This is a genomic window from Bradyrhizobium canariense (genome assembly GCF_900105125.1).
Taxonomy (GTDB): domain Bacteria; phylum Pseudomonadota; class Alphaproteobacteria; order Rhizobiales; family Xanthobacteraceae; genus Bradyrhizobium; species Bradyrhizobium canariense_A.
This window is the reverse complement of sequence record NZ_LT629750.1, coordinates 6677967-6695503: the sequence shown is the minus strand read 5'-3', so window position 1 is coordinate 6695503 and position 17537 is coordinate 6677967. Positions and strand designations below refer to the sequence as shown.

The following is a 17537-nucleotide window of genomic DNA, read 5'->3' as shown; positions in this document are numbered from 1 at the left end:
GCGTCGCGGAAGTCAGCTTGCATGCAACGCGCGAATGGTTAGCTTGTGCACCGCCCGAGTCGCGGCTGCATGCGCGGGACGCCGCTCCCTCCGCCGAGACCCCATGACTGTCTTTACGCCGCATCAGGATTCAGCGCTGAAAGCCGTTGCCGACTGGCTCAAGGCAAAGCCCGGCAAGAACGGCACGCCGCCGGTATTCCGGCTGTTCGGCTATGCCGGAACCGGCAAGACCACGCTGGCGCGTCACATCGCCGATGCGGTCGACGGCGAAGTGAAATTCGCAGCCTTCACCGGCAAGGCCGCGCTCGTCATGCGCAATAAGGGCTGCGACAACGCTTCCACGATTCACTCGCTGATCTACCGCGCGCGCGAGAGCGGCGTGGAGCAGCCGAGCTTTGAGCTGTGGGACGACGCACCGGCTTCAAAAGCAAAACTGATCGTGATCGACGAATGCTCGATGGTGGACGCCGAACTCGGCCGTGACCTGATGTCGTTCGACTGCCCGCTGCTGGTGCTCGGCGATCCCGCGCAGTTGCCGCCGATCCAGGGCGGTGGCTTCTTCACCGATTGCGAACCCGACGCGATGCTGACCGAAGTGCATCGCCAGGCGCAGGATGATCCGATCGTGCGCATGTCGATGGATATCCGCGAGGGCCGCGAGCTCGACATCGGCCGCTACGGCGAAAGCGAAGTCGTATCGCGTTCCGAACTCGACCCGGAGCGGGTGATGAGCGCCGACCAGGTTCTGGTCGGACGCAACAATACGCGGCGCTCCTACAACATGCGGGTACGGCAGAAGCAGAACATCGAGGATCCGTTGCCGGTCGCCGGCGACAAGCTGGTCTGCCTGCGCAACAACCGCAAGAAAGGTCTGTTCAACGGCGGGCTGTGGCGGGTGAAATCACGAGCGCAATCGAAATCGAAAATCATCACCATGCGGCTATCGCCCGACGAGGATTTCGGCCACAAGGTGACGAAAGTTTCGGTGCGGGGTGACTGTTTCGGCGGCGCGATCGAGACCATCCCCTGGGAGCAGCGCAAGCCGTATGACGAGTTCGATTACGGCTATGTGCTGACGGTGCACAAATCCCAGGGCTCGCAATGGGACGACGTGGTGCTGTTCGACGAGAGCTTTGCGTTTCAGGACAGCCGCGCGAGATGGCTCTACACCGGCATCACCCGCGCCGCGAAGCGGCTGAGCGTGGTGGTGTAGCGTTGCACCCGGCGGGCGGAAATCCACCGGCTTAACGCCTTGCGAACGAGGCTTTTTTCACGCAGTCGTGTCTGTCCGGTCGTAACAATCCCGGTCCTGCTGCGTATCTTGGGGTATCGAGCGGGGCCATAGCGGTTGCGAACCGCGGTTCCCGCTCTAAGCTATCCCCCAGTCCGCTCACCCGGAGGAAACCATGTCCCGTAGCCCATTCAGCCGCCTGTCGCTCTGCGCTGCCGCGATCGGTGCGCTGGCCATTACCGCATTCAATGTCCTGCCGTCGCGCGCCGCGGAAGACGCCGTGGTTATCCCGGCGCCGGCCATGGACGCTGCACCATCCGACGCGGTCCAAACCACGGTTCTGTCGGGCGGCTGTTTCTGGGGGGTGCAGGGCGTGTTCCAGCACACCGCCGGCGTCGTCAGCGCGGTGTCCGGATATGCCGGCGGCAGCAAATCTACCGCCGACTACAGCATGGTCAGCACCGGCACCACGGGCCATGCCGAGTCGGTCCAGATCAAATACGACCCGAAGAAGATCAGCTATGGCAAGCTTCTGCAGATCTTCTTCTCGGTCGCGCACGATCCGACCCAGTTGAACCAGCAGGGGCCGGACAGCGGAACGCAATATCGTTCGGCGATCTTCACCACGTCGGACGAGCAGAAGAAGGTTGCCGACGCCTATATCGCCCAGCTCAACGCCGCGAAGGTGTACAAGAAGCCGATCGTGACCAAGGTTGGGCCGCTCCAGGGATTCTATCCGGCGGAGGCCTATCATCAGGACTACCTGACGCTGCACCCGAACCAACCCTATATTGCCTATAACGACATCCCGAAGGTCGAGAACCTCAAGAAGATCTTCGCGGAAAACTACATCGAGAAGCCGACGCTGGTGGGCAACGCAAAGGTCACCAACTGACGGCTGCAGGATTGGTTGATCGCGAACCGTTTCCCGCCCCGGATCAAGTCCGGGGCGGGCGTTCGTTTGAAAATAATCGCAAGGAGGCTTTATGTCCGAGACCAAGACGATGACCGGCAAGGTCGAGAAGAGCGAGGCGGAGTGGCGCAAGGAGTTGACGCCGATGCAGTACACCGTGCTGCGCGAGAAGGCGACCGAGCGGCCGTTCTCCGGCGAATACGAGCATGAGCAGACGCCCGGCACCTATACCTGCGCGGGCTGCGGCCAGACCCTGTTCGAGTCCGACGCCAAGTTCGATTCCGGCTGCGGCTGGCCGAGCTTTACCGCCCCCACCGTGGATGGCCATGTCGACGAAGAGCGCGACATCAGTCACGGCATGATCAGGACCGAAGTGCTGTGCTCGAAGTGCAATGGCCATCTTGGCCATGTGTTCGACGACGGTCCCGGCCCGACTGGTTTGCGTTACTGCATCAATTCGGCGGCGCTGAAACTGCAGCCTAAATAGACTTCGACGGTTCCTGCGCTGGAACCGACGGGCCGGATATGGTTTGTTCAATGGGCGGCGCGGCGGAATCTCATTCGCCGGTCGCCTGTTGGGGAGTGTGCCATGTCGCTCGGAACGATACTTATCATTATCGTCATCATCTATCTGTTGGGCGGCTTCAGTGGCCGGTTCGGCGGCTACGGCTACGGGATGGGCCATTCCGGGATGGGCATTGGCGGGGTCGTGCTGGTGATTCTTCTCGTCCTGCTGCTGCTCGGCAAGCTCTAAAGCACTTAAATATTTGAAATATAAAGGTTTATTCCGGATGGAACCGGAACGGGACTGGATTCATCATCCGGCGAGCGAAGAGTCGCATTTCTGTCAAACGAGCCTATATTAGAGACTGTCCTGAAATGATGTGTGCCGGTGCCCTGTCCGGTTGACGGGTGCCGCATGAACTGTTCGCGATCTCAGTCGCGCTTCCACGAAAAACACAAGGGTCACTGACCATGGCTTCTTTCAGCTACAACACCGCCGCCGAACTATTCCCCGCCGCGATCCGCAAGAAAAAGCGCGCCGGCTTTGCGTATCGGCGGTTTGGCACCGCGGCCGAGGCGGTTCGCTTCGCGATCGAGGAATTGCCGGCGGATTCGCTGAACGGCGCCTATCTGCAGGTTGAAGAGGCCCGCTTCGATCAAAGCGGCATCCGCTCGCTCTATGAGAACGAGGCATTTCCGCTGCCGCGCCGCCCTCGCGCGCCCGAGCCTGCCGGCGACAATACCGACGCCGACGCGGCGTAATCCCACTTCGCAGAACGACAGCGCGCTCCTGCTCTTCCATCCGGACGAGCGAGCGCGTTTTGGTTGCGCCTTGGTGCTTTCAAGCGAAAGCCTGCCCCGGACTTGATCCGGGGTGGGGATCGATTTGCGTGAAGAAAATTCCGAACAGGCTCTAGGCTGAATCGACATTCAGCGTGTCCAGACCATAGCACTTGCGAGATGGATGAAGGCGAGGAAGTGAACCGCTCTGCGGTCGTAGCGGGTTGCGACGCGGCGGAAGTGCTTGAGCTTGTTGAAGCAGCGTTCGATGCGATTTCGCAGTCGATAGAGTGCCGGATCGTAGCTGTGGGGATGCTTGCGCGTAGGGTTTGGCGGGATCACCGCTGCGGCGCCGGTCGCTTCGATAGCCTCGCGCAAGGCGCGACTGTCATAGGCGCGATCGGCAATGACGTATTGGCCAGCGGAGCCTTTGATGAGAGCCTCGGCCTGCGTAACGTCACCGCTCTGGCCAGGCGTGAGGATAAAGCGCAGCGGCCGGCCAAGCGCATCGGCGAGCATGTGGATTTTGGTGGTCAATCCTCCTCGGGAACGCCCCAAAGCCTGGTTTTGGTCCCCCCTTTTCCGGTCGCGGCCTGCTGGTGGGCACGAACCAGGGTGGTATCGAGCATCAGATATTCGTTCTTGTGATCTTTGATGAGAGCCTCGAACATGCGCTCCCACACGCCATTCTTTGCCCAACGGGCGAAGCGCGTGTGCACGCTTTTCCACTTGCCATATCGAGGTGGCAGGTCGTGCCAATGCGCGCCGGAGCGCAAGACCCACAGAACAGCATTGACGAATAGGCGGTTGTCGGCACCGGTTCGACCAGGATCGCCGGCCTTGCCGGGCAAAAGCTCTGCGATCAGCCGCCACTGTGCCTCGGTAAGTTCATATCGCTTGACCATGCCTTATGCTCCGAATCAATTGATCCGGAACACAAGGAATCATCGCTAATCCGAACTGTGAATCCTGAATGTAGATTGGTCCTAGCGCGGCTGCCTGTCCATCCAATGCCGCAGGATCCGCATGTTGCGGATATTGGCGCGGAACAACACGTCGAACGCATCGCCCGCAACCGGCACCATGCCGACCGTGCCTTCGAGCGCGACATTGGCGAGCATTCGCGCCGTGACGTGCCAGGGCGCACCGAGCGCGCGCGCCTCGCGCACCAGCCACAGCGAGAACGCCGAGGCGATGAGATCGCCGACCACCGGGATCAACCGGATAACGCCGTCGACGCCGTAGCGGATGTTGGTGCCGGGCAGGACGAAGGCGACGTCCAACAGCTTTGCCACGGCATCGAGCCGCGTCAGCCGCTGTTCACGGGTGAGATTCCCGAACGGATTGGCGCTGGAGTGGCCGAAGTCGAAGCGAAATCCGCGAAAGCCCGCGCCCGGCGATCCTTCCGGGATCTCGCGGCCATCCTGATCGATGATCGGACCGCGCGCCTCTCCGTCGCGAAAAGTCGCGTCGCCAAAAGCCGCACGGGCACCACTCCGGGAGCTCGTGCTACCGGAATAGGCAGGGCGTCGGGAATAGATATCGTTCGGCATCGCCATCAGATGGGTAACGCGTGAGGCCAGTGCAAGTTGCTTCGCCCGGCGGGGCCTCTATTTACCTCGCGCCGCCGACGGCGTCAGCCCAAAGCGACGGCGGAAGCAGCGGTTGAAATAAGACAGATCGTTGAAACCGCAATCGAACGCGACGTCGCTGATCCGATGCTCGCCCGCACGCGCCAGCAGACCAGCCGCTTTGCGCAGCCGCAACTCGGTGAGCCGCGCGGTGAAACTGGCGCCGGCCTCGTACAGCAATTCGTTGACATAACGCTCCGACAGCCCGGCAGCGGCGGCAAGCTTTTGTGCCGAGAAATCCGGCTCGGTGAAACGCTTTTCCAGGATCATCAGGACAGTCTTCCGCCGGACGGAGCGCAGGCCGCCGCGCTGTGCCGCCTGCGCGAGATCGCCACGGGCGCCGAGGCCGAGGCTGACGAGATCGGCCAGATGCGCCGAGATCGCGATTCCCGCTTCGTCGACCGCGGCGGAATTCTGCAACAGCAGATCGCTGTAATCCATCGCCAGCGACAAAGCACCGCCGGACTCCAGTTCGCGACCGACCAGATCATCGACATCGGCGACCAGCGCACGCAGCGTCGCCATCGGTAAATGCACATTCGTGAAGCGCTTGTGACTGGCGCCATCGGCGCTGAAAAACGGCTCGTCCAGCTTGAGCAGCACCATCGCACCCGGCCGCAAGGTAAATTCGCGGCCGCGATGGATCACCTGCGCCGCCCGGCTGCCGGTATTGCGCGCGAGGCAATAGCGGTCGTCATTGGTCTCGATCACCTGGCGGCGCTCGCGCCGCACGGTGGTGAAGGTGCCATCGCAGCGGCCAAGCATGGTGGTGCCGATATGGATGGAATTCATCGCGGCGCGAAACGGCACGTCGGGGGCCGGGTCGAGTTCGCCGGTATTGGAAAAATGCTCGAACAGTTCGGCGAAGGAGAGGAAGCGCTGCCGGTCGTCAAGTCCCTGGGGCAGCATATCGGTCGACAGTATTTTCTTGATGACGGGCATTGAAACCGCAAAACCTGAAACGAAGCGAATAGCTTGTGCCGCGCGGAATGAACGCAGGCTGAAAACGGCGCGAGGTTATCCATCTTCGGTGACGAAGGAAACAGCGCCGGACAGTCCAAGTCCGCATCAACCCGGCGCTCGCCAGTCCAAGACGACCTGGCTGCGCGAGGATACCGATGCGGCCGGAATGCCGCTGGAATGTAGCGTCGAGTCCGGTGGCGCATTCCGGCAACAGGGATTGCTCCAGCCACCTGTCCTCCAAGGAGAAAACGATATGGGGAAACCTTCCGTGCGCACCGTGCTGCTTGGCGTCGCCATCGCGACCAGCATCGGCATCGGCTATGCCATCGGCGCCCAGCCGCACATGAACGAAAGCATCGCCTTGCTGCAGTCGGCGCGCGGCGAACTCGCGGCGGCGACGCCGAACAAGGGCGGCCATCGCGAACGCGGATTGGCGCTGATCGACCAGGCGATCGCCGAAGTCCGCGCCGGCATCGCTTTCGCCGGCGGTTAAGTCACAAACCTTTCAAATAATCATCCACAGGAGACTAGTCATGAACCGACTGATCGCAGCAGCTTTCCTTGCGAGTACCTTGATGGGCGCCGCCAACGCCATGCCGTTGAGCCCGCTCGCGCCGGCACAGGGCACCGATGTCATTCAGGTCGCGGGCGGATGCGGCCCCGGCTGGCACCGCGGGCCCTATGGCGGATGTCTGCGGAATTTTGCCAATCCGGCCGCGCATGCCTGCCCGCGCGGCTTTCACATCGGTCCAGGCGGTGGCTGCCGCGGCAACGGCCGCTGATCATAGCACCCGGATAGAGTCTTTTGATCACGTAACAATCACTTGCGCGCAATGGCGGGCCGAAAGGTCCGCCATTTTTTATGCGGTCACGGGTTCGTCGATCGACTCGTGCGACAGCCACGAGGACACCGTCGCCGGGACGAAACCGACCAGGCCGTACAGGATGAATTGCGTGACGCCGCTGTCGGAGCCCCTCGAGCCATAGAGGAATTCCGCCGCAACGAACGCGATCCCGCCGACGATCAGCATGCGGACCACAGGGCGAATTCTTTTGACGTGGAAGACAATGTCATCCACCGCGGCAATCATCAGAACAGGCAGGATACCGAACAGGTAGCTGTATTGCAGCGTCTTGATGAAGACGGCGAACAGCTTGGTGACTTCCGACCAGGTCGGCTGATCCAGATAGCCCGACATCACCGTGGTCGCCAGCAGAAGAAAAAACCCGCCGAGAAACGGCCCCAGCGCCGCAAATATCAGATACCGCTTCATGCTCCCCTCGCGCCTTTTCGTTCCCGTATAGCAGTTTTGCTCGCTGTGCGAACGACTGCAACCAGGAAACTCGAAGCGCGAGGCCAGGATTTGTGGATCAGGACTGGTGGATCAGGACTTGCGGGGGCAAGGCTTGGAGCGACAGCCGTTCAATCCCTACACAGCGGCTTGCGCGAATTCAGAGGGCACACGGCCGCTCCCTACTCGCCCCACGCCGCGAAGGCGTCATTGAAGGCCCGCTCGCCGGGCGCGCCCTTTTCGATGGCGATGATGGCGCGGCGCTGGTTGACATAGACCAGCGGCACGTCGAACCACGAGCGCTCCTTCAGAAGCTGGATATTGCGCGAGCGATCGGACTCGACGTTGGACAGCCCGACCAGGAAGAAGCCGTCGGTGACCTTGACGGCGAGGCCGGCCAGCGGCGTGCCGCGCGCCTGCTCGTTCGATTTCATCAAAATGCCCGGCACATTGCTGACGCCGCCGCCATCGAAATCGGGCGGCAGGATAAAGGTCAGCTCCGCCGTATGGCTGGCCGGCAGCGAGGTGTCGGTGTTGCGGCGGAACGACATCGTCATCTTGAACTTGCGGTCCGGGATCTCGATGTCGGCGCGCACGGCGATATCGGCCGGCTGGTTAGCGCCGGCCTTGACCGGCTCGGTACGCCAGACCACCGTGCCGACATACTGCTTGCCCTTGGGATCGGACGGATCCTCGTCATACAGCACCACGCGTTGCGCCACCGGCGCGAGCTGGTCGGTGGATGACGGCTGGCCGACGCGATCGGGGATTTTCGGCTTCGACAGCGGCGCGGACGTATCCTTCGGCGCTTCGGCCACCTGGGACGGCTTGAACAGCCCGCTCACGGTGTTCAGGGCCGACTTGCCCCACAGGAAGCCGGCACCGACCAGGATAAACACAATGCCGACCGCGATCGCGCTCTTGAACGGAAACGACGAGCCGGTGCGAATGCGCTTCTTCGGCTCGCGGTCCCTGTCCGGCGACAGGCGCGGGCGCGAGGCGGCTGCCGATGGCGCGTAGCGGTCGGCCTCCTCGATGGCTTCGTCATACGAATAGGGCGCGTCCGGATCGACGCCACGGTTCTCCATGCCCGGCTCGAGCCGGTCGAACTCCGGCGATGGCGAGGGCACGTTGGCGTAGGTTTTCCGTGCCGCACGGTTGGCCTGGGCCGCGGCCCGGCCGAGGTCGTCGGCATCGGCGGCGATGTCGCGAAAGCCCCGTATGTTGGGCTGCGGGGGCGGCGGCAGGCCATTATCGGCGCCGCGGCGCGGCGCGCCCGGCCGATCACGGGTCGGTGGCGAATCCTGCGCCGGGATTTGAGGCTGCGGCGGTCGCGGAAGTGGCGGCGGGTCGGCGCGAAGGTTGCGCTGCGGGCGCGGCTCTTCCTGTCCGAGCGGCGGCCGTTCATTGCGCGGTGGGGTCGGCGCCGGCGAGCGCGGACGCGAGGCCGGAGGCTGCAATGTCGAGGGCTGAGGTGCCGAGGGCTGCCCCGCGGAAGCCGGTGGCGCCGCTTCGCCTGGCCGCGAGCCGGGCCGGGTGGCGGCGCGGAACGAATCGCCGGCGCGCGGCGCACCGCCGCTGCGAGGCGCATCGCCCGAGCGGATGTCGCGGGCGCGCTGGGCGGCCTCGGACTCGACCTTGCGCACGGCCTCTTCCAGTGACAGCCGCTCGCGGGTGATTTCGGATTCGCTCAAAGGCGGCTCGACGCCGCGCAACTGCGCGATCAGCGCAGAGCGCGCCCGCTCATAGAGCGCACGGCGAGCCTCGCCGGGCGCACTGGGGTCCAGTCCGGCAATGGCACGGGCGATCAGCGGGTAGTAATCAGCCATCTCTGCTCAACATTGCGGGCTTTCCGGTAATATCTCGTTAAGCCTCGAACGGGTTCTGCACCAGGATAGTATCCTCGCGTTCCGGGCTGGTGGAAAGCAACGCGATCGGACAGCCCACTAATTCCTCGACCCGGCGCACATATTTGATGGCTTGCGCCGGCAAATCCGCCCAGGAACGGGCATTGGCGGTCGGCTCCTTCCAGCCCTCGATGGTCTCGTAGATCGGCACCACCCGGGACTGGGCGCCCTCGCCGGCCGGCAGATGGTCGATTTCCTTGCCGTCCAGCATGTAGCCGACGCAGACCTCGATCGAATCAAAGCCATCGAGAATATCGAGCTTGGTCAGCGCCAGGCCATGGATGCCGCAGGTCCGCACCGTCTGGCGCACCAGCACCGCATCAAACCAGCCGCAGCGCCGCTTGCGCCCGGTATTGACCCCGAATTCCTTGCCGCGGCGGCCGATCTCCTCACCGATTTCGTTGAGCAGCTCGGTCGGGAACGGCCCCTGCCCGACCCGCGTCGTATAGGCCTTGCAGATGCCGAGGACATAGCCGACCGAGCTCGGCCCCATGCCGGTGCCGGTCGCCGCCTGTGCCGCCACCGTATTGGACGAGGTGACATAGGGATAGGTGCCGTGATCGACGTCGAGCAGCGCGCCCTGCGCGCCCTCGAACAGGATGCGCTTGCCCTCGCGGCGCTTGAGGTCAAGCAACCGCCACACCGTTTCAGCGTAAGGCAGAAGTTTCGGCGCCAGCGCCGTCAATTCCTGCAGGATTGCCGCACCGCTGATTTCTTCCAGCCTGAGGCCACGGCGCAAGGCATTGTGATGCGCCAGCAAGCGGTCGATCTTGTGCGGCAGCGTATCGAGATCAGCGAGGTCCATCAGCCGAATCGCGCGGCGGCCGACCTTGTCCTCATAAGCCGGGCCGATGCCGCGCCGCGTGGTGCCGATCGCGGTGATCGCGTTGGAAGACTCCCGCAGCGCATCGAGTTCGCGATGCAATGGCAGGATCAGCGTGACGTTTTCGGCGACGCGCAGATTCTCCGGGCCGACCGCGACGCCCTGGCCCTTCAGCTTGGCGATCTCATCGAGAAACGCCTGCGGATCCACCACCACGCCATTGCCGATGACCGACAGTTTCGAAGGCCGCAGCACGCCGGACGGCAGCAGCGCCAATTTGTAGGTCTCGCCATTGATGACCAGGGTATGGCCGGCATTATGACCGCCCTGGAAGCGCACGACGATGTCGGCCTGCTCCGACAACCAGTCGACGATCTTGCCCTTACCCTCGTCACCCCATTGGGCGCCGACCACGACAACATTGGCCATTTCGCGGATATTCCCTCTGCAACACTCTCTGCACGAGCATGATCGGTTTGGAAAACCAGTACTTAAGTCTCGGATCAGCCCGAGAGCATGCTTTCCGGATCATGCGCCCAGCCCAAATCACGGCCGGGGCCGCTCGCATGCGAGGCATACAATCGGATAAAGGATGCGGGCTATCGACGCAAGCAAGAACCAGCCTTTTGCGACCTGTTGAGGCGCTCCCAACTCCTTGATATCCCCTAAAAAAACGGCAGCCGCGACGTGGTGGCGCGGTGAACCCAAACTATCGGGCATTTTCAGGGCAAACGATCTCGCGGTCGGTCTGCCATAACGATATTCGCTGCTCCGGCGGCAGATACATCCCCTCGCCGGGCATGACCTTGAAGGCGTCGGCGAAAGCGCTCTGGTTGCGGAGCGTACCGTCGGCACGGAACTGCCCGGGGGAATGCGGATCGACCTTGAGGCGTTCGATCCGGGCCGCGTCACGCACTTCCTCGTGCCATATCTGGGCGAAACTGACGAACAGCCGCTGGTCGCCGGTAAAGCCATCGATGACCGGCGCCGGGCAGCCTTGCCGGGCCAGCCGATAGGCGCGTACGGCGATGGCGAGACCGGCATTGTCGGCGGCGTTTTCGCCGAGCGTGAGCGCGCCATTGACATGATAGCCCGGCAACGGACTGAAGGCATCGTATTGGGCGACAAGGCTGCGCGTCCTGGTCTCGAAACGCGCGCGATCGTCCGCGGTCCACCAGTTGCGCAAATTGCCCTCGCCGTCGAAGCGGCTACCCTGGTCATCGAACGCATGACTGATCTCGTGGCCGATCACCGAGCCGATGCCGCCATAATTGGCGGCGTCGTCAGCCTCGGCATCGAAGAATGGCGGCTGCAGGATGCCGGCAGGAAACACGATCTCGTTACGGCTGGCGCTATAGAACGCATTGACGGTCTGCGGCGTGGTGCGCCACTCGGCCCGATCGACCTTGCCGCCCAGCTTGGCCAGCCAGAATTCGTAATCGAAGCGGCGCGCGCGCATGACGTTGCCGATCAGATCGTCCTTGCGAATCTCGAGCCGGCTGTAATCCCGCCATGCGGTTGGATAGGCGATCCTCGGCGCGATCGCCTCGAGCTTGGCGAGCGCCTCGCGGCGCGTGTCGGGGCCCATCCAATCGAGTGTCGCAATGTCCTCACGGTAGGCCGCCATCAGGTTTGCGATCATCGCCTCGGCGCGGGCCTTGTTGGCCGGCGGGAAATAACGCTCGACATAGAGCTTGCCGAGGTCGAAGCCGATCAGGCGATCGACCGCCGCAACGGCGCGCTTCCAGCGCGGCTGCATTTCCGGCACGCCGCGCAGCGTGTGCTGCTCGAAGGCGAAATCCTCATCGGCGAACGGCGCGGAGAGATAGCCGGCATACGAGCTGAGCAAATTGTAGGCGAGGTAAGCCCGCCAGGTCTCCAGCGGCGCCTCGCGAAAGATATCGGTGAGCCCGGTAAAATAGCTCGGCTGCGCCACCACGACGGTGCTGATGTCGCGGCCGACACCGGCTGCGCCCAGATAGGACGGCAGGTCCTGCGGTGCGATCAAAGCCGGCAGCTCGGCGATGACGGTCTTGTTGTAGGTCTTGATGGGATCGCGATTTTCAACCCGCGTCCATTGCAGGTGCGCCAGCGCTGTCTCAAGCGCGATAATGCTGTCGGCGCTTTTCTCCGCCGCGGGCTCGCCGGCAAGTGACAGCAATTTGACGATGTGATCGCGATAGGCGGCGCGGATGGTCTGAAAGTGCGGGTCGTCCTTGAGATAGTAATCGCGATCGGGCAGGCCCAACCGGCCCTGCTCCAGATGCGCGACATAAAGCGTGGCATCGTGCGCGTCAGGCCCGATATCGAGATCCCAGGGGATGCGGACCCAGAGGCGCGAGAGTTCGGCGAACAACGCCGGCAAATCGGCTTTTTCACGCAAGCCGTGAATCCGCTGCAGCGTGTCGCGCAGACCGCTGAGGCCGGCTTTTTCCACGCCGGCCTCATCCATGAAAGAATGATAGAGGTCGGCGAGCTTGCGGCGCTCCAGATGCCCTTGATCCTCGGGATCTATACCCTCGATCGCGTTGCGGAGCTGCATTTGAGTGGCTTCGCGCACTTCCGAAAAAGTGTCCCAGCCACTTCGGTCCGCCGGAATCGGCGTCGCCGCAAGCCACTTGCCGTTGGCGTATCGCCAGAAATCCTCCTGCGGCTTGACCGTGGGATCGATCGCCGCGATGTCGATGCCGGAGCGCGGCCCGGCCATCGATAAGACCGGCCATGCCAATGCGATCAAAACCGCTAAAGAAAATTGTCGAAGCATCGGCGCAGGATAGTCGCCGCGCGTAAGTTTTCCAACCGGCGCGCGCGGTTCGATCGCGCGCTCCGGGCGGAAGCACACCCCGCGCATGGTCGCGATGCATCCACCCCATTGATGCCGGACGAAAATCCGTGTCTGTGAACCGCGCCGGGTAAACGCTCCGGCCCGGCGTCACGCACCGGGCGGGTTCCGGTGTCATTGAACCGGGCCAACAACAACCATCTTATGTCAGCCTCCGATCCGACCTCGAGCGCTGCCTCCCCTGGCGGTTGGCTCGTCAACCAGCCCTATCTGCTGCTCTCCATCACCGCGTTGTGCTGGGCCGGCAACGCGATCGTCGGCCGGCTCGCCGCCGGACATATTCCGCCGGTGACGCTGTCGTTCCTGCGCTGGTTGTTCGCTTTTCTGATCCTGCTTCCCTTTGCCTGGAAGCATCTGGTGCGTGACTGGCCCGCGATCCGCGGCCGGCTCGGCATCATGATCATTATTTCCGTCACCGGGATCAGCGCCTTCAACACCCTGCAATACTGGGCGCTGGAATATACCCAGGCGCTGAACACGCTGCTGTTGCAGTCGGCCGGACCGCTGGTCGTCGCGGTGTGGTCGTTGATCCTGCTCGGCGTGCGGCTGACCCTGGCGCAAGCTGCCGGCGTCGTGCTGTCGCTGACCGGCGTCCTGGTCATCCTGCTGCACGGCGACCTCACCGCGCTCTCAAGCATCGAGTTCAACAAGGGCGACATCATCTTCACCGTGGCGCTGGCGATCTTCGGACTCTATTCGGTGTTGACGCTGAAGCGTCCCGCGATCCACGGGCTGTCGTTTGCCGCCTTCACCTTCGGTTGCGGCGCGGCCTGCCTCATTCCACTGTGGATCTGGGAATTGCTCACGCGTCCCGTGATGGCGATCAACACGGCGAACCTGCTGTCGCTGTTTTACGTCGCGGTGTTTCCTTCGACGCTGGCCTATACCTGCTATAATCGCGGCGTGCATTTGATTGGCGCCAACCGTGCCGCACCGTTCTTTCACGTGGTGCCGCTGTTTGGATCCGTCATGGCCATGGTCTTTCTCGGCGAGCGGCCGCAGCTATTCCACATCGTCGGCTTCGCGCTGGTGCTGACAGGCGTTTTTGTCGCGTCCCGAAAAGCCTCAGCGAAAACCTAGCCGATCCTGAATTTGCTGTAGGCCTCAACCGAGGCGATGATCACGTGCTCCGCGCATCCGTTGCGGCGATGCGGATCGCAGAGATTTTCGTAATCCGCCGAGGTCATCATGTCGATGAATGCAGCCACGGTCGGATAGTACACCAGCGCCAGATAGTCCCATTGATTGCCGTCGCGGGCGCCGAGCGCGACCGTTTTGGCATTACCGGTCCACAGCAACGTTCCACCGCGCGCCTTGATCATCGGCACAGTCAGGGCGCTGTAACGCAAATAAGCATCCCAACCGCTGCCGTCGCCATCGAGCGAGCGTCGGTGAAAGCGCATCAGGTTCACCATCACGATCGGCCCCTGGTGATCCAGCCCCTCAAGGCCTTCGATATTCAGTAAATCCACGCCCATATCCGCCTCCCGCACTTCCTGGTCGCAACGATTATGTCACAACGCCGCGCTATCCTGATACGGTCGCGGCCCGCCAGATCGCGATCCGCGTGGACACCGGGAGCAGCAGGCGATGATTACCGTTCCGGAACTCGCGGCTGACGCGCTGGGCGAATTTTTGGCGAATTACATGCGGCGCCGGTTCGGCTCATCGCAAGCCCATCTGGTGGAGATGGTGCCTTCGATCGCGCGAATTGCCCTCGAATGCATCGGCAACAGCGACGCGCTCTATCACAATGTCGAACACACCATGCTGGTCACGATGGCAGGGCACGACATCCTGCGCGGGCGCGCGCTTCATACCCACATGCCTGCCGAAGATTATGCGCATGTAATCATCGCCTGCCTGACCCACGACATCGGTTATGTCCGCGGACTGTTCAAGTCCGACGACGCTGACGGCTATATTGTCGATCCCGGCGGCCGCAGGGTCACCTTGCCACGCGGATCGTCAGATGCGGCACTGCTGCCGTATCATGTCGACCGCTCCAAGATGTTCGTGATGGAGCGCATCGAAGGCGTCGCGCAACTCGACAAGCGGCGGATTGCGCGTGCGGTCGAAGGCACCCGTTTTCCTTCCACCTTTCCCAGCGAGAATGAGGAATTCGATGAGGAGGCCGCGCTGCTGCGAGCGGCCGATCTGATCGGGCAGCTCGGCGATCCGCACTACATCCGCAAGGCCAACGCGCTGTACCACGAATTCGAGGAGGCCGGACTGAACCGGCAGCTCGGCTACTCTTCGCCGGCGGATCTCGTCAACCTCTATCCTCAGTTTTACTGGAACAGCGTGGCGCCGCATGTGCAAACGGCGATACGCTATCTCAACGTCACTTCAAGCGGACGGCAGTGGATCGCCAATCTCTACAGCAACGTCTTCCGCGCCGAGCGCGACATCGCGCTGTCGGGTCCGCAGAAATAAGCGGCAGGAGGTCGCTTGAGGCGACCGTCGCATGGCACCAATTCTCGCGGGCGTCTTGTTCCGGCGCGATAACCGGCACAGCGTAGGTCCCTACTCAAAGACCGATCGTTTGCGCATTGCCGTCCACGCCTCTGCGATCCTCCCCGCTTCGCTGGTTCAGCAACCAGCCTTACCTGCTGCTCAGCCTGACTTCGCTGTTCTGGGCGGGCAACATCGTGCTTGGGCGCTACGTCGCCGGGCACGTGCCGCCGATGACATTGTCCTGCGTGCGCTGGATCGGCGCCTTCTTGATGCTGCTGCCGTTCCTGCTGCTGAGTGAAAACTACAGCTGTTTCACTTCATCGGCTACATGCCGGTGCTCGCGGGCGTCGTGATTGCGTCGCGGCAGTCATCGGCCAGGGCATAAGTCCGCCATGGACACTGGCCGTAAACCTTGCTGGTAGCCGGTCGATTTACGCCGCGCGTACCTTGGTCAGGAACTGGTCGACCGCGGTGCGCAGCATGCCCGACTGATTGTCGAGTTCGCGGGCGTTCGACAGCACGTCCGAGGCAGCCGTGCCGGTCGCTGCCGCAGCACTGGTGACGCCGCCGATATGGGCGCTGATTTCGCTTGAACCCGCCGCGACCGACTGAATGTTGCGCGCAATCTCGCGCGTCGCATCGCCCTGCTGCTCGATTGCGGTGGAGATGCTGACGGTGATCTCGCTCATCTGCGCGATCGTCTCGGTGATGCCGCCGATCGAGACCACGGCGTCGCTGGTCGAGGCCTGCATGGCCGCGACCTGCGCCGAGATCTCCTCGGTGGCCTTGGCGGTCTGGTTCGCCAGCGCCTTGACTTCGGAAGCAACGACCGCAAAGCCACGGCCGGATTCGCCGGCACGGGCCGCTTCGATGGTCGCGTTCAGCGCCAGCAGATTGGTCTGAGCGGCGATGCTGTGAATGAGCTTGACCACTTCGCCGATCTTCTCGGCGCCGGTGGACAGGGCGCGGACGGTGGTGTTGGTGCTCTCGGCGTCTGCCACCGCCTTGCTGGCGATCTCGCTCGAACGCGCCACCTGCCGGGAGATTTCAGCAACCGAGCTTGAGAGCTCTTCGGCTGCGGCTGCGACCGTGCCAACATTGTTCGAGGCGCTCTCCGATGCCGCACCGACTGTTGCTGCGCGCGCACTGGCGTCGCTCGCCGTCGACGTCATCAATTGCGCCGTGGTCTGCATTCCTGCTGCCGCAGTGGACACCGAACGCACGATGCCGTTGACGCTACGCTCGAACTCGCCGGCGAGGCTTTCCATCGCCGAACGACGTTCGGCTGCGGCGCGCTCCTGCGTTTCCGCCTCGACCTTTTCGAGCCCGCGAATGCGCACTGCATTGTCCTTGAAGATCTGAACGGTCGCTGCCATCGCGCCGACTTCATCGCCGCGCTCGGTACCGGGAATCTCGCCTTCCAGCGAGCCATCGGCCAGCGCGCGCATGCGCGCGCCGAGTTGACCGAGCGGACGGCTGATGCTGCGGCCGATCAGCCAGGCCACGCTGCCGCCAACGGCACCGATGATGACAATCGCAAGACCAAGCGTCCATATGATCGGCTTCAACTTGGCATCGAGATCGTCGAGATAGGCGCCGGATCCGATATACATATTAAAGCCGGGCACAGCGACGGCATAACCGATCTTGCGGACCGGCTTTGCCTCGCCCGGTCTTACGTAATCATAGGTCAGCAGGACTTCGCCCTTGGCTTTCACGCCATCGAGCAGCTCATGGGAGATCATTCTGCCACTCACCACCACGTCCATGCGGTTGGTGCCGATCTGCTTGGGGTCGGGCGACAGCACCGTGATGCCATCGAACGTCGTACCGAACAAATAACCGGCGCCGTTGTCGTAGGTCATCGAGTTGGCCCGGCGGCCGAATTCGGCAAGGGCTGCCTCCTTGGTGAGCTGACCGGCATCGACCTGCTTCTGCAGCCCGATCGCCATGTTGCGGCCGGCTTCGACGATGGAGCGAACCTGATCGATCCGGGCGTTCAGCATCTCGCGCTGCATCAGATAGCCGGCAAGAACGCCGGCGATGCAGAGGCCGAACAGGGTTACACCCACCAAGATACCAAGCTTGGGGGCAATCGTCAGATTGTTCAGCTTCACTGGGATCTCCGGAGGAAATAGCCGAGGGGGGGCGCAATTGGCGGAATGAACTGCATCACGCTATAGTGAAATCCTTT

18 protein-coding genes and 1 pseudogene are annotated in these 17537 nt (G+C 62.9%); 10 read left to right on the top strand and 9 right to left on the bottom strand.

Features of this window, described 5'->3' with window-relative positions:
* The first annotated feature begins 103 nt into the window (after positions 1 to 103).
* The 5 genes from BLV09_RS31675 to BLV09_RS31655 all read left to right on the top strand — a co-directional run bounded on the left by BLV09_RS31675 (position 104) and on the right by BLV09_RS31655 (position 3410).
* Positions 104 to 1213 carry an ATP-dependent DNA helicase gene (locus tag BLV09_RS31675; RefSeq protein WP_146690201.1) on the top strand — a complete coding sequence of 370 codons (1110 nt, stop codon included), beginning with the start codon at positions 104 to 106 and terminating at the stop codon, positions 1211 to 1213.
* 193 nt (positions 1214 to 1406) lie between these two features.
* Entirely contained in the window at positions 1407 to 2126 is a 720-nt protein-coding gene (gene msrA, locus BLV09_RS31670; RefSeq protein WP_146690200.1) for a peptide-methionine (S)-S-oxide reductase MsrA, read from the top strand.
* A gap of 91 nt (positions 2127 to 2217) precedes the next feature.
* Entirely contained in the window at positions 2218 to 2631 is a 414-nt protein-coding gene (gene msrB / locus BLV09_RS31665; RefSeq protein ID WP_146690199.1) for a peptide-methionine (R)-S-oxide reductase MsrB, read from the top strand.
* Positions 2632 to 2733: 102 nt separating this feature from the next.
* Positions 2734 to 2898, top strand: a complete 165-nt coding sequence (locus tag BLV09_RS31660) for a DUF3309 family protein (RefSeq protein WP_100386144.1) — start codon at positions 2734 to 2736, stop codon at positions 2896 to 2898.
* Between the two features lie 221 nt (positions 2899 to 3119).
* Complete coding sequence (locus tag BLV09_RS31655) at positions 3120 to 3410, top strand: hypothetical protein (protein WP_100386143.1); 291 nt, start codon at positions 3120 to 3122, stop codon at positions 3408 to 3410.
* Positions 3411 to 3578: 168 nt separating this feature from the next.
* On the opposite strand, the pseudogene BLV09_RS31650 reads toward BLV09_RS31655, so the two are convergent.
* The 3 genes and pseudogenes from BLV09_RS31650 to BLV09_RS31640 form a co-directional block, all read right to left on the bottom strand.
* A pseudogene (locus tag BLV09_RS31650) lies at positions 3579 to 4333 on the bottom strand (IS5 family transposase).
* A gap of 81 nt (positions 4334 to 4414) precedes the next feature.
* Entirely contained in the window at positions 4415 to 4987 is a 573-nt protein-coding gene (locus BLV09_RS31645; protein WP_433994367.1) for a DUF4112 domain-containing protein, read from the bottom strand.
* A 51-nt stretch (positions 4988 to 5038) separates the two neighbouring features.
* On the bottom strand, positions 5039 to 6001 hold the full coding sequence (locus BLV09_RS31640) for an AraC family transcriptional regulator (protein ID WP_146690197.1): 963 nt from the start codon (positions 5999 to 6001) through the stop codon (positions 5039 to 5041).
* 274 nt (positions 6002 to 6275) lie between these two features.
* Here BLV09_RS31640 and BLV09_RS31635 point away from each other — a divergent pair, with 274 nt between their 5' ends.
* Positions 6276 to 6515: a hypothetical protein gene (locus BLV09_RS31635; protein ID WP_146690196.1), complete on the top strand. Its 240-nt coding sequence runs from the start codon at positions 6276 to 6278 to the stop codon at positions 6513 to 6515.
* Between the two features lie 40 nt (positions 6516 to 6555).
* The gene (locus BLV09_RS31630; protein WP_146690195.1) at positions 6556 to 6804 is read left to right on the top strand and encodes a GCG_CRPN prefix-to-repeats domain-containing protein; all 249 of its coding nucleotides are present in this window, start codon (positions 6556 to 6558) and stop codon (positions 6802 to 6804) included.
* Positions 6805 to 6882: 78 nt separating this feature from the next.
* Here the strand turns inward: BLV09_RS31630 and BLV09_RS31625 are convergent, their stop codons facing one another.
* The 4 genes from BLV09_RS31625 to BLV09_RS31610 all read right to left on the bottom strand — a co-directional run bounded on the left by BLV09_RS31625 (position 6883) and on the right by BLV09_RS31610 (position 12751).
* Positions 6883 to 7296 (bottom strand): DUF5413 family protein, encoded by a 414-nt coding sequence (locus BLV09_RS31625; RefSeq protein ID WP_146690194.1) that lies wholly within the window; start codon positions 7294 to 7296, stop codon positions 6883 to 6885.
* A 200-nt stretch (positions 7297 to 7496) separates the two neighbouring features.
* The gene (locus BLV09_RS31620; RefSeq protein WP_146690193.1) at positions 7497 to 9143 is read right to left on the bottom strand and encodes a hypothetical protein; all 1647 of its coding nucleotides are present in this window, start codon (positions 9141 to 9143) and stop codon (positions 7497 to 7499) included.
* A 37-nt stretch (positions 9144 to 9180) separates the two neighbouring features.
* Positions 9181 to 10473 carry an adenylosuccinate synthase gene (locus tag BLV09_RS31615; RefSeq protein ID WP_146690192.1) on the bottom strand — a complete coding sequence of 431 codons (1293 nt, stop codon included), beginning with the start codon at positions 10471 to 10473 and terminating at the stop codon, positions 9181 to 9183.
* A 280-nt stretch (positions 10474 to 10753) separates the two neighbouring features.
* Entirely contained in the window at positions 10754 to 12751 is a 1998-nt protein-coding gene (locus BLV09_RS31610; RefSeq protein ID WP_197684998.1) for a M13 family metallopeptidase, read from the bottom strand.
* A 279-nt stretch (positions 12752 to 13030) separates the two neighbouring features.
* Here BLV09_RS31610 and BLV09_RS31605 point away from each other — a divergent pair, with 279 nt between their 5' ends.
* Positions 13031 to 13966 (top strand): DMT family transporter, encoded by a 936-nt coding sequence (locus BLV09_RS31605; RefSeq protein WP_146691388.1) that lies wholly within the window; start codon positions 13031 to 13033, stop codon positions 13964 to 13966.
* On the opposite strand, the gene BLV09_RS31600 is transcribed toward BLV09_RS31605, so the two are convergent.
* The gene (locus BLV09_RS31600; RefSeq protein ID WP_146690191.1) at positions 13963 to 14364 is read right to left on the bottom strand and encodes a DUF1330 domain-containing protein; all 402 of its coding nucleotides are present in this window, start codon (positions 14362 to 14364) and stop codon (positions 13963 to 13965) included. The genes BLV09_RS31605 and BLV09_RS31600 overlap by 4 nt on opposite strands.
* Before the next feature lie 112 nt (positions 14365 to 14476).
* On the opposite strand from BLV09_RS31600, the gene BLV09_RS31595 reads away from it, so the two are divergent.
* Complete coding sequence (locus tag BLV09_RS31595) at positions 14477 to 15322, top strand: metal-dependent phosphohydrolase (RefSeq protein ID WP_146690190.1); 846 nt, start codon at positions 14477 to 14479, stop codon at positions 15320 to 15322.
* Between the two features lie 104 nt (positions 15323 to 15426).
* Positions 15427 to 15696, top strand: coding sequence for an EamA family transporter (locus BLV09_RS38305; protein ID WP_283806872.1), 270 nt, complete (start codon positions 15427 to 15429; stop codon positions 15694 to 15696).
* A 78-nt stretch (positions 15697 to 15774) separates the two neighbouring features.
* Here BLV09_RS38305 and BLV09_RS31585 read toward each other — a convergent pair whose 3' ends face one another.
* Positions 15775 to 17460, bottom strand: coding sequence for a methyl-accepting chemotaxis protein (locus BLV09_RS31585; RefSeq protein ID WP_146690189.1), 1686 nt, complete (start codon positions 17458 to 17460; stop codon positions 15775 to 15777).
* Positions 17461 to 17537: the final 77 nt, after the last annotated feature.

Bases quoted from the DNA above. Each gene is read 5' to 3' on its own strand.
- BLV09_RS31610 (WP_197684998.1), bottom strand. From the start codon at position 12,751: ATGGCCGGGCCGCGCTCCGGCATCGACATCGCGGCGATCGATCCCACG.
- msrB (WP_146690199.1), top strand. From the start codon at position 2,218: ATGTCCGAGACCAAGACGATGACCGGCAAGGTCGAGAAGAGCGAGGCG.
- BLV09_RS31620 (WP_146690193.1), bottom strand. From the start codon at position 9,143: ATGGCTGATTACTACCCGCTGATCGCCCGTGCCATTGCCGGACTGGAC.
- BLV09_RS31625 (WP_146690194.1), bottom strand. From the start codon at position 7,296: ATGAAGCGGTATCTGATATTTGCGGCGCTGGGGCCGTTTCTCGGCGGG.
- BLV09_RS31595 (WP_146690190.1), top strand. From the start codon at position 14,477: ATGATTACCGTTCCGGAACTCGCGGCTGACGCGCTGGGCGAATTTTTG.
- BLV09_RS31605 (WP_146691388.1), top strand. From the start codon at position 13,031: ATGTCAGCCTCCGATCCGACCTCGAGCGCTGCCTCCCCTGGCGGTTGG.
- BLV09_RS31660 (WP_100386144.1), top strand. From the start codon at position 2,734: ATGTCGCTCGGAACGATACTTATCATTATCGTCATCATCTATCTGTTG.
- BLV09_RS31615 (WP_146690192.1), bottom strand. From the start codon at position 10,473: ATGGCCAATGTTGTCGTGGTCGGCGCCCAATGGGGTGACGAGGGTAAG.
- BLV09_RS31645 (WP_433994367.1), bottom strand. From the start codon at position 4,987: ATGGCGATGCCGAACGATATCTATTCCCGACGCCCTGCCTATTCCGGT.
- BLV09_RS31640 (WP_146690197.1), bottom strand. From the start codon at position 6,001: ATGCCCGTCATCAAGAAAATACTGTCGACCGATATGCTGCCCCAGGGA.
- BLV09_RS31600 (WP_146690191.1), bottom strand. From the start codon at position 14,364: ATGGGCGTGGATTTACTGAATATCGAAGGCCTTGAGGGGCTGGATCAC.
- BLV09_RS31655 (WP_100386143.1), top strand. From the start codon at position 3,120: ATGGCTTCTTTCAGCTACAACACCGCCGCCGAACTATTCCCCGCCGCG.
- BLV09_RS31675 (WP_146690201.1), top strand. From the start codon at position 104: ATGACTGTCTTTACGCCGCATCAGGATTCAGCGCTGAAAGCCGTTGCC.
- msrA (WP_146690200.1), top strand. From the start codon at position 1,407: ATGTCCCGTAGCCCATTCAGCCGCCTGTCGCTCTGCGCTGCCGCGATC.
- BLV09_RS31635 (WP_146690196.1), top strand. From the start codon at position 6,276: ATGGGGAAACCTTCCGTGCGCACCGTGCTGCTTGGCGTCGCCATCGCG.
- BLV09_RS31630 (WP_146690195.1), top strand. From the start codon at position 6,556: ATGAACCGACTGATCGCAGCAGCTTTCCTTGCGAGTACCTTGATGGGC.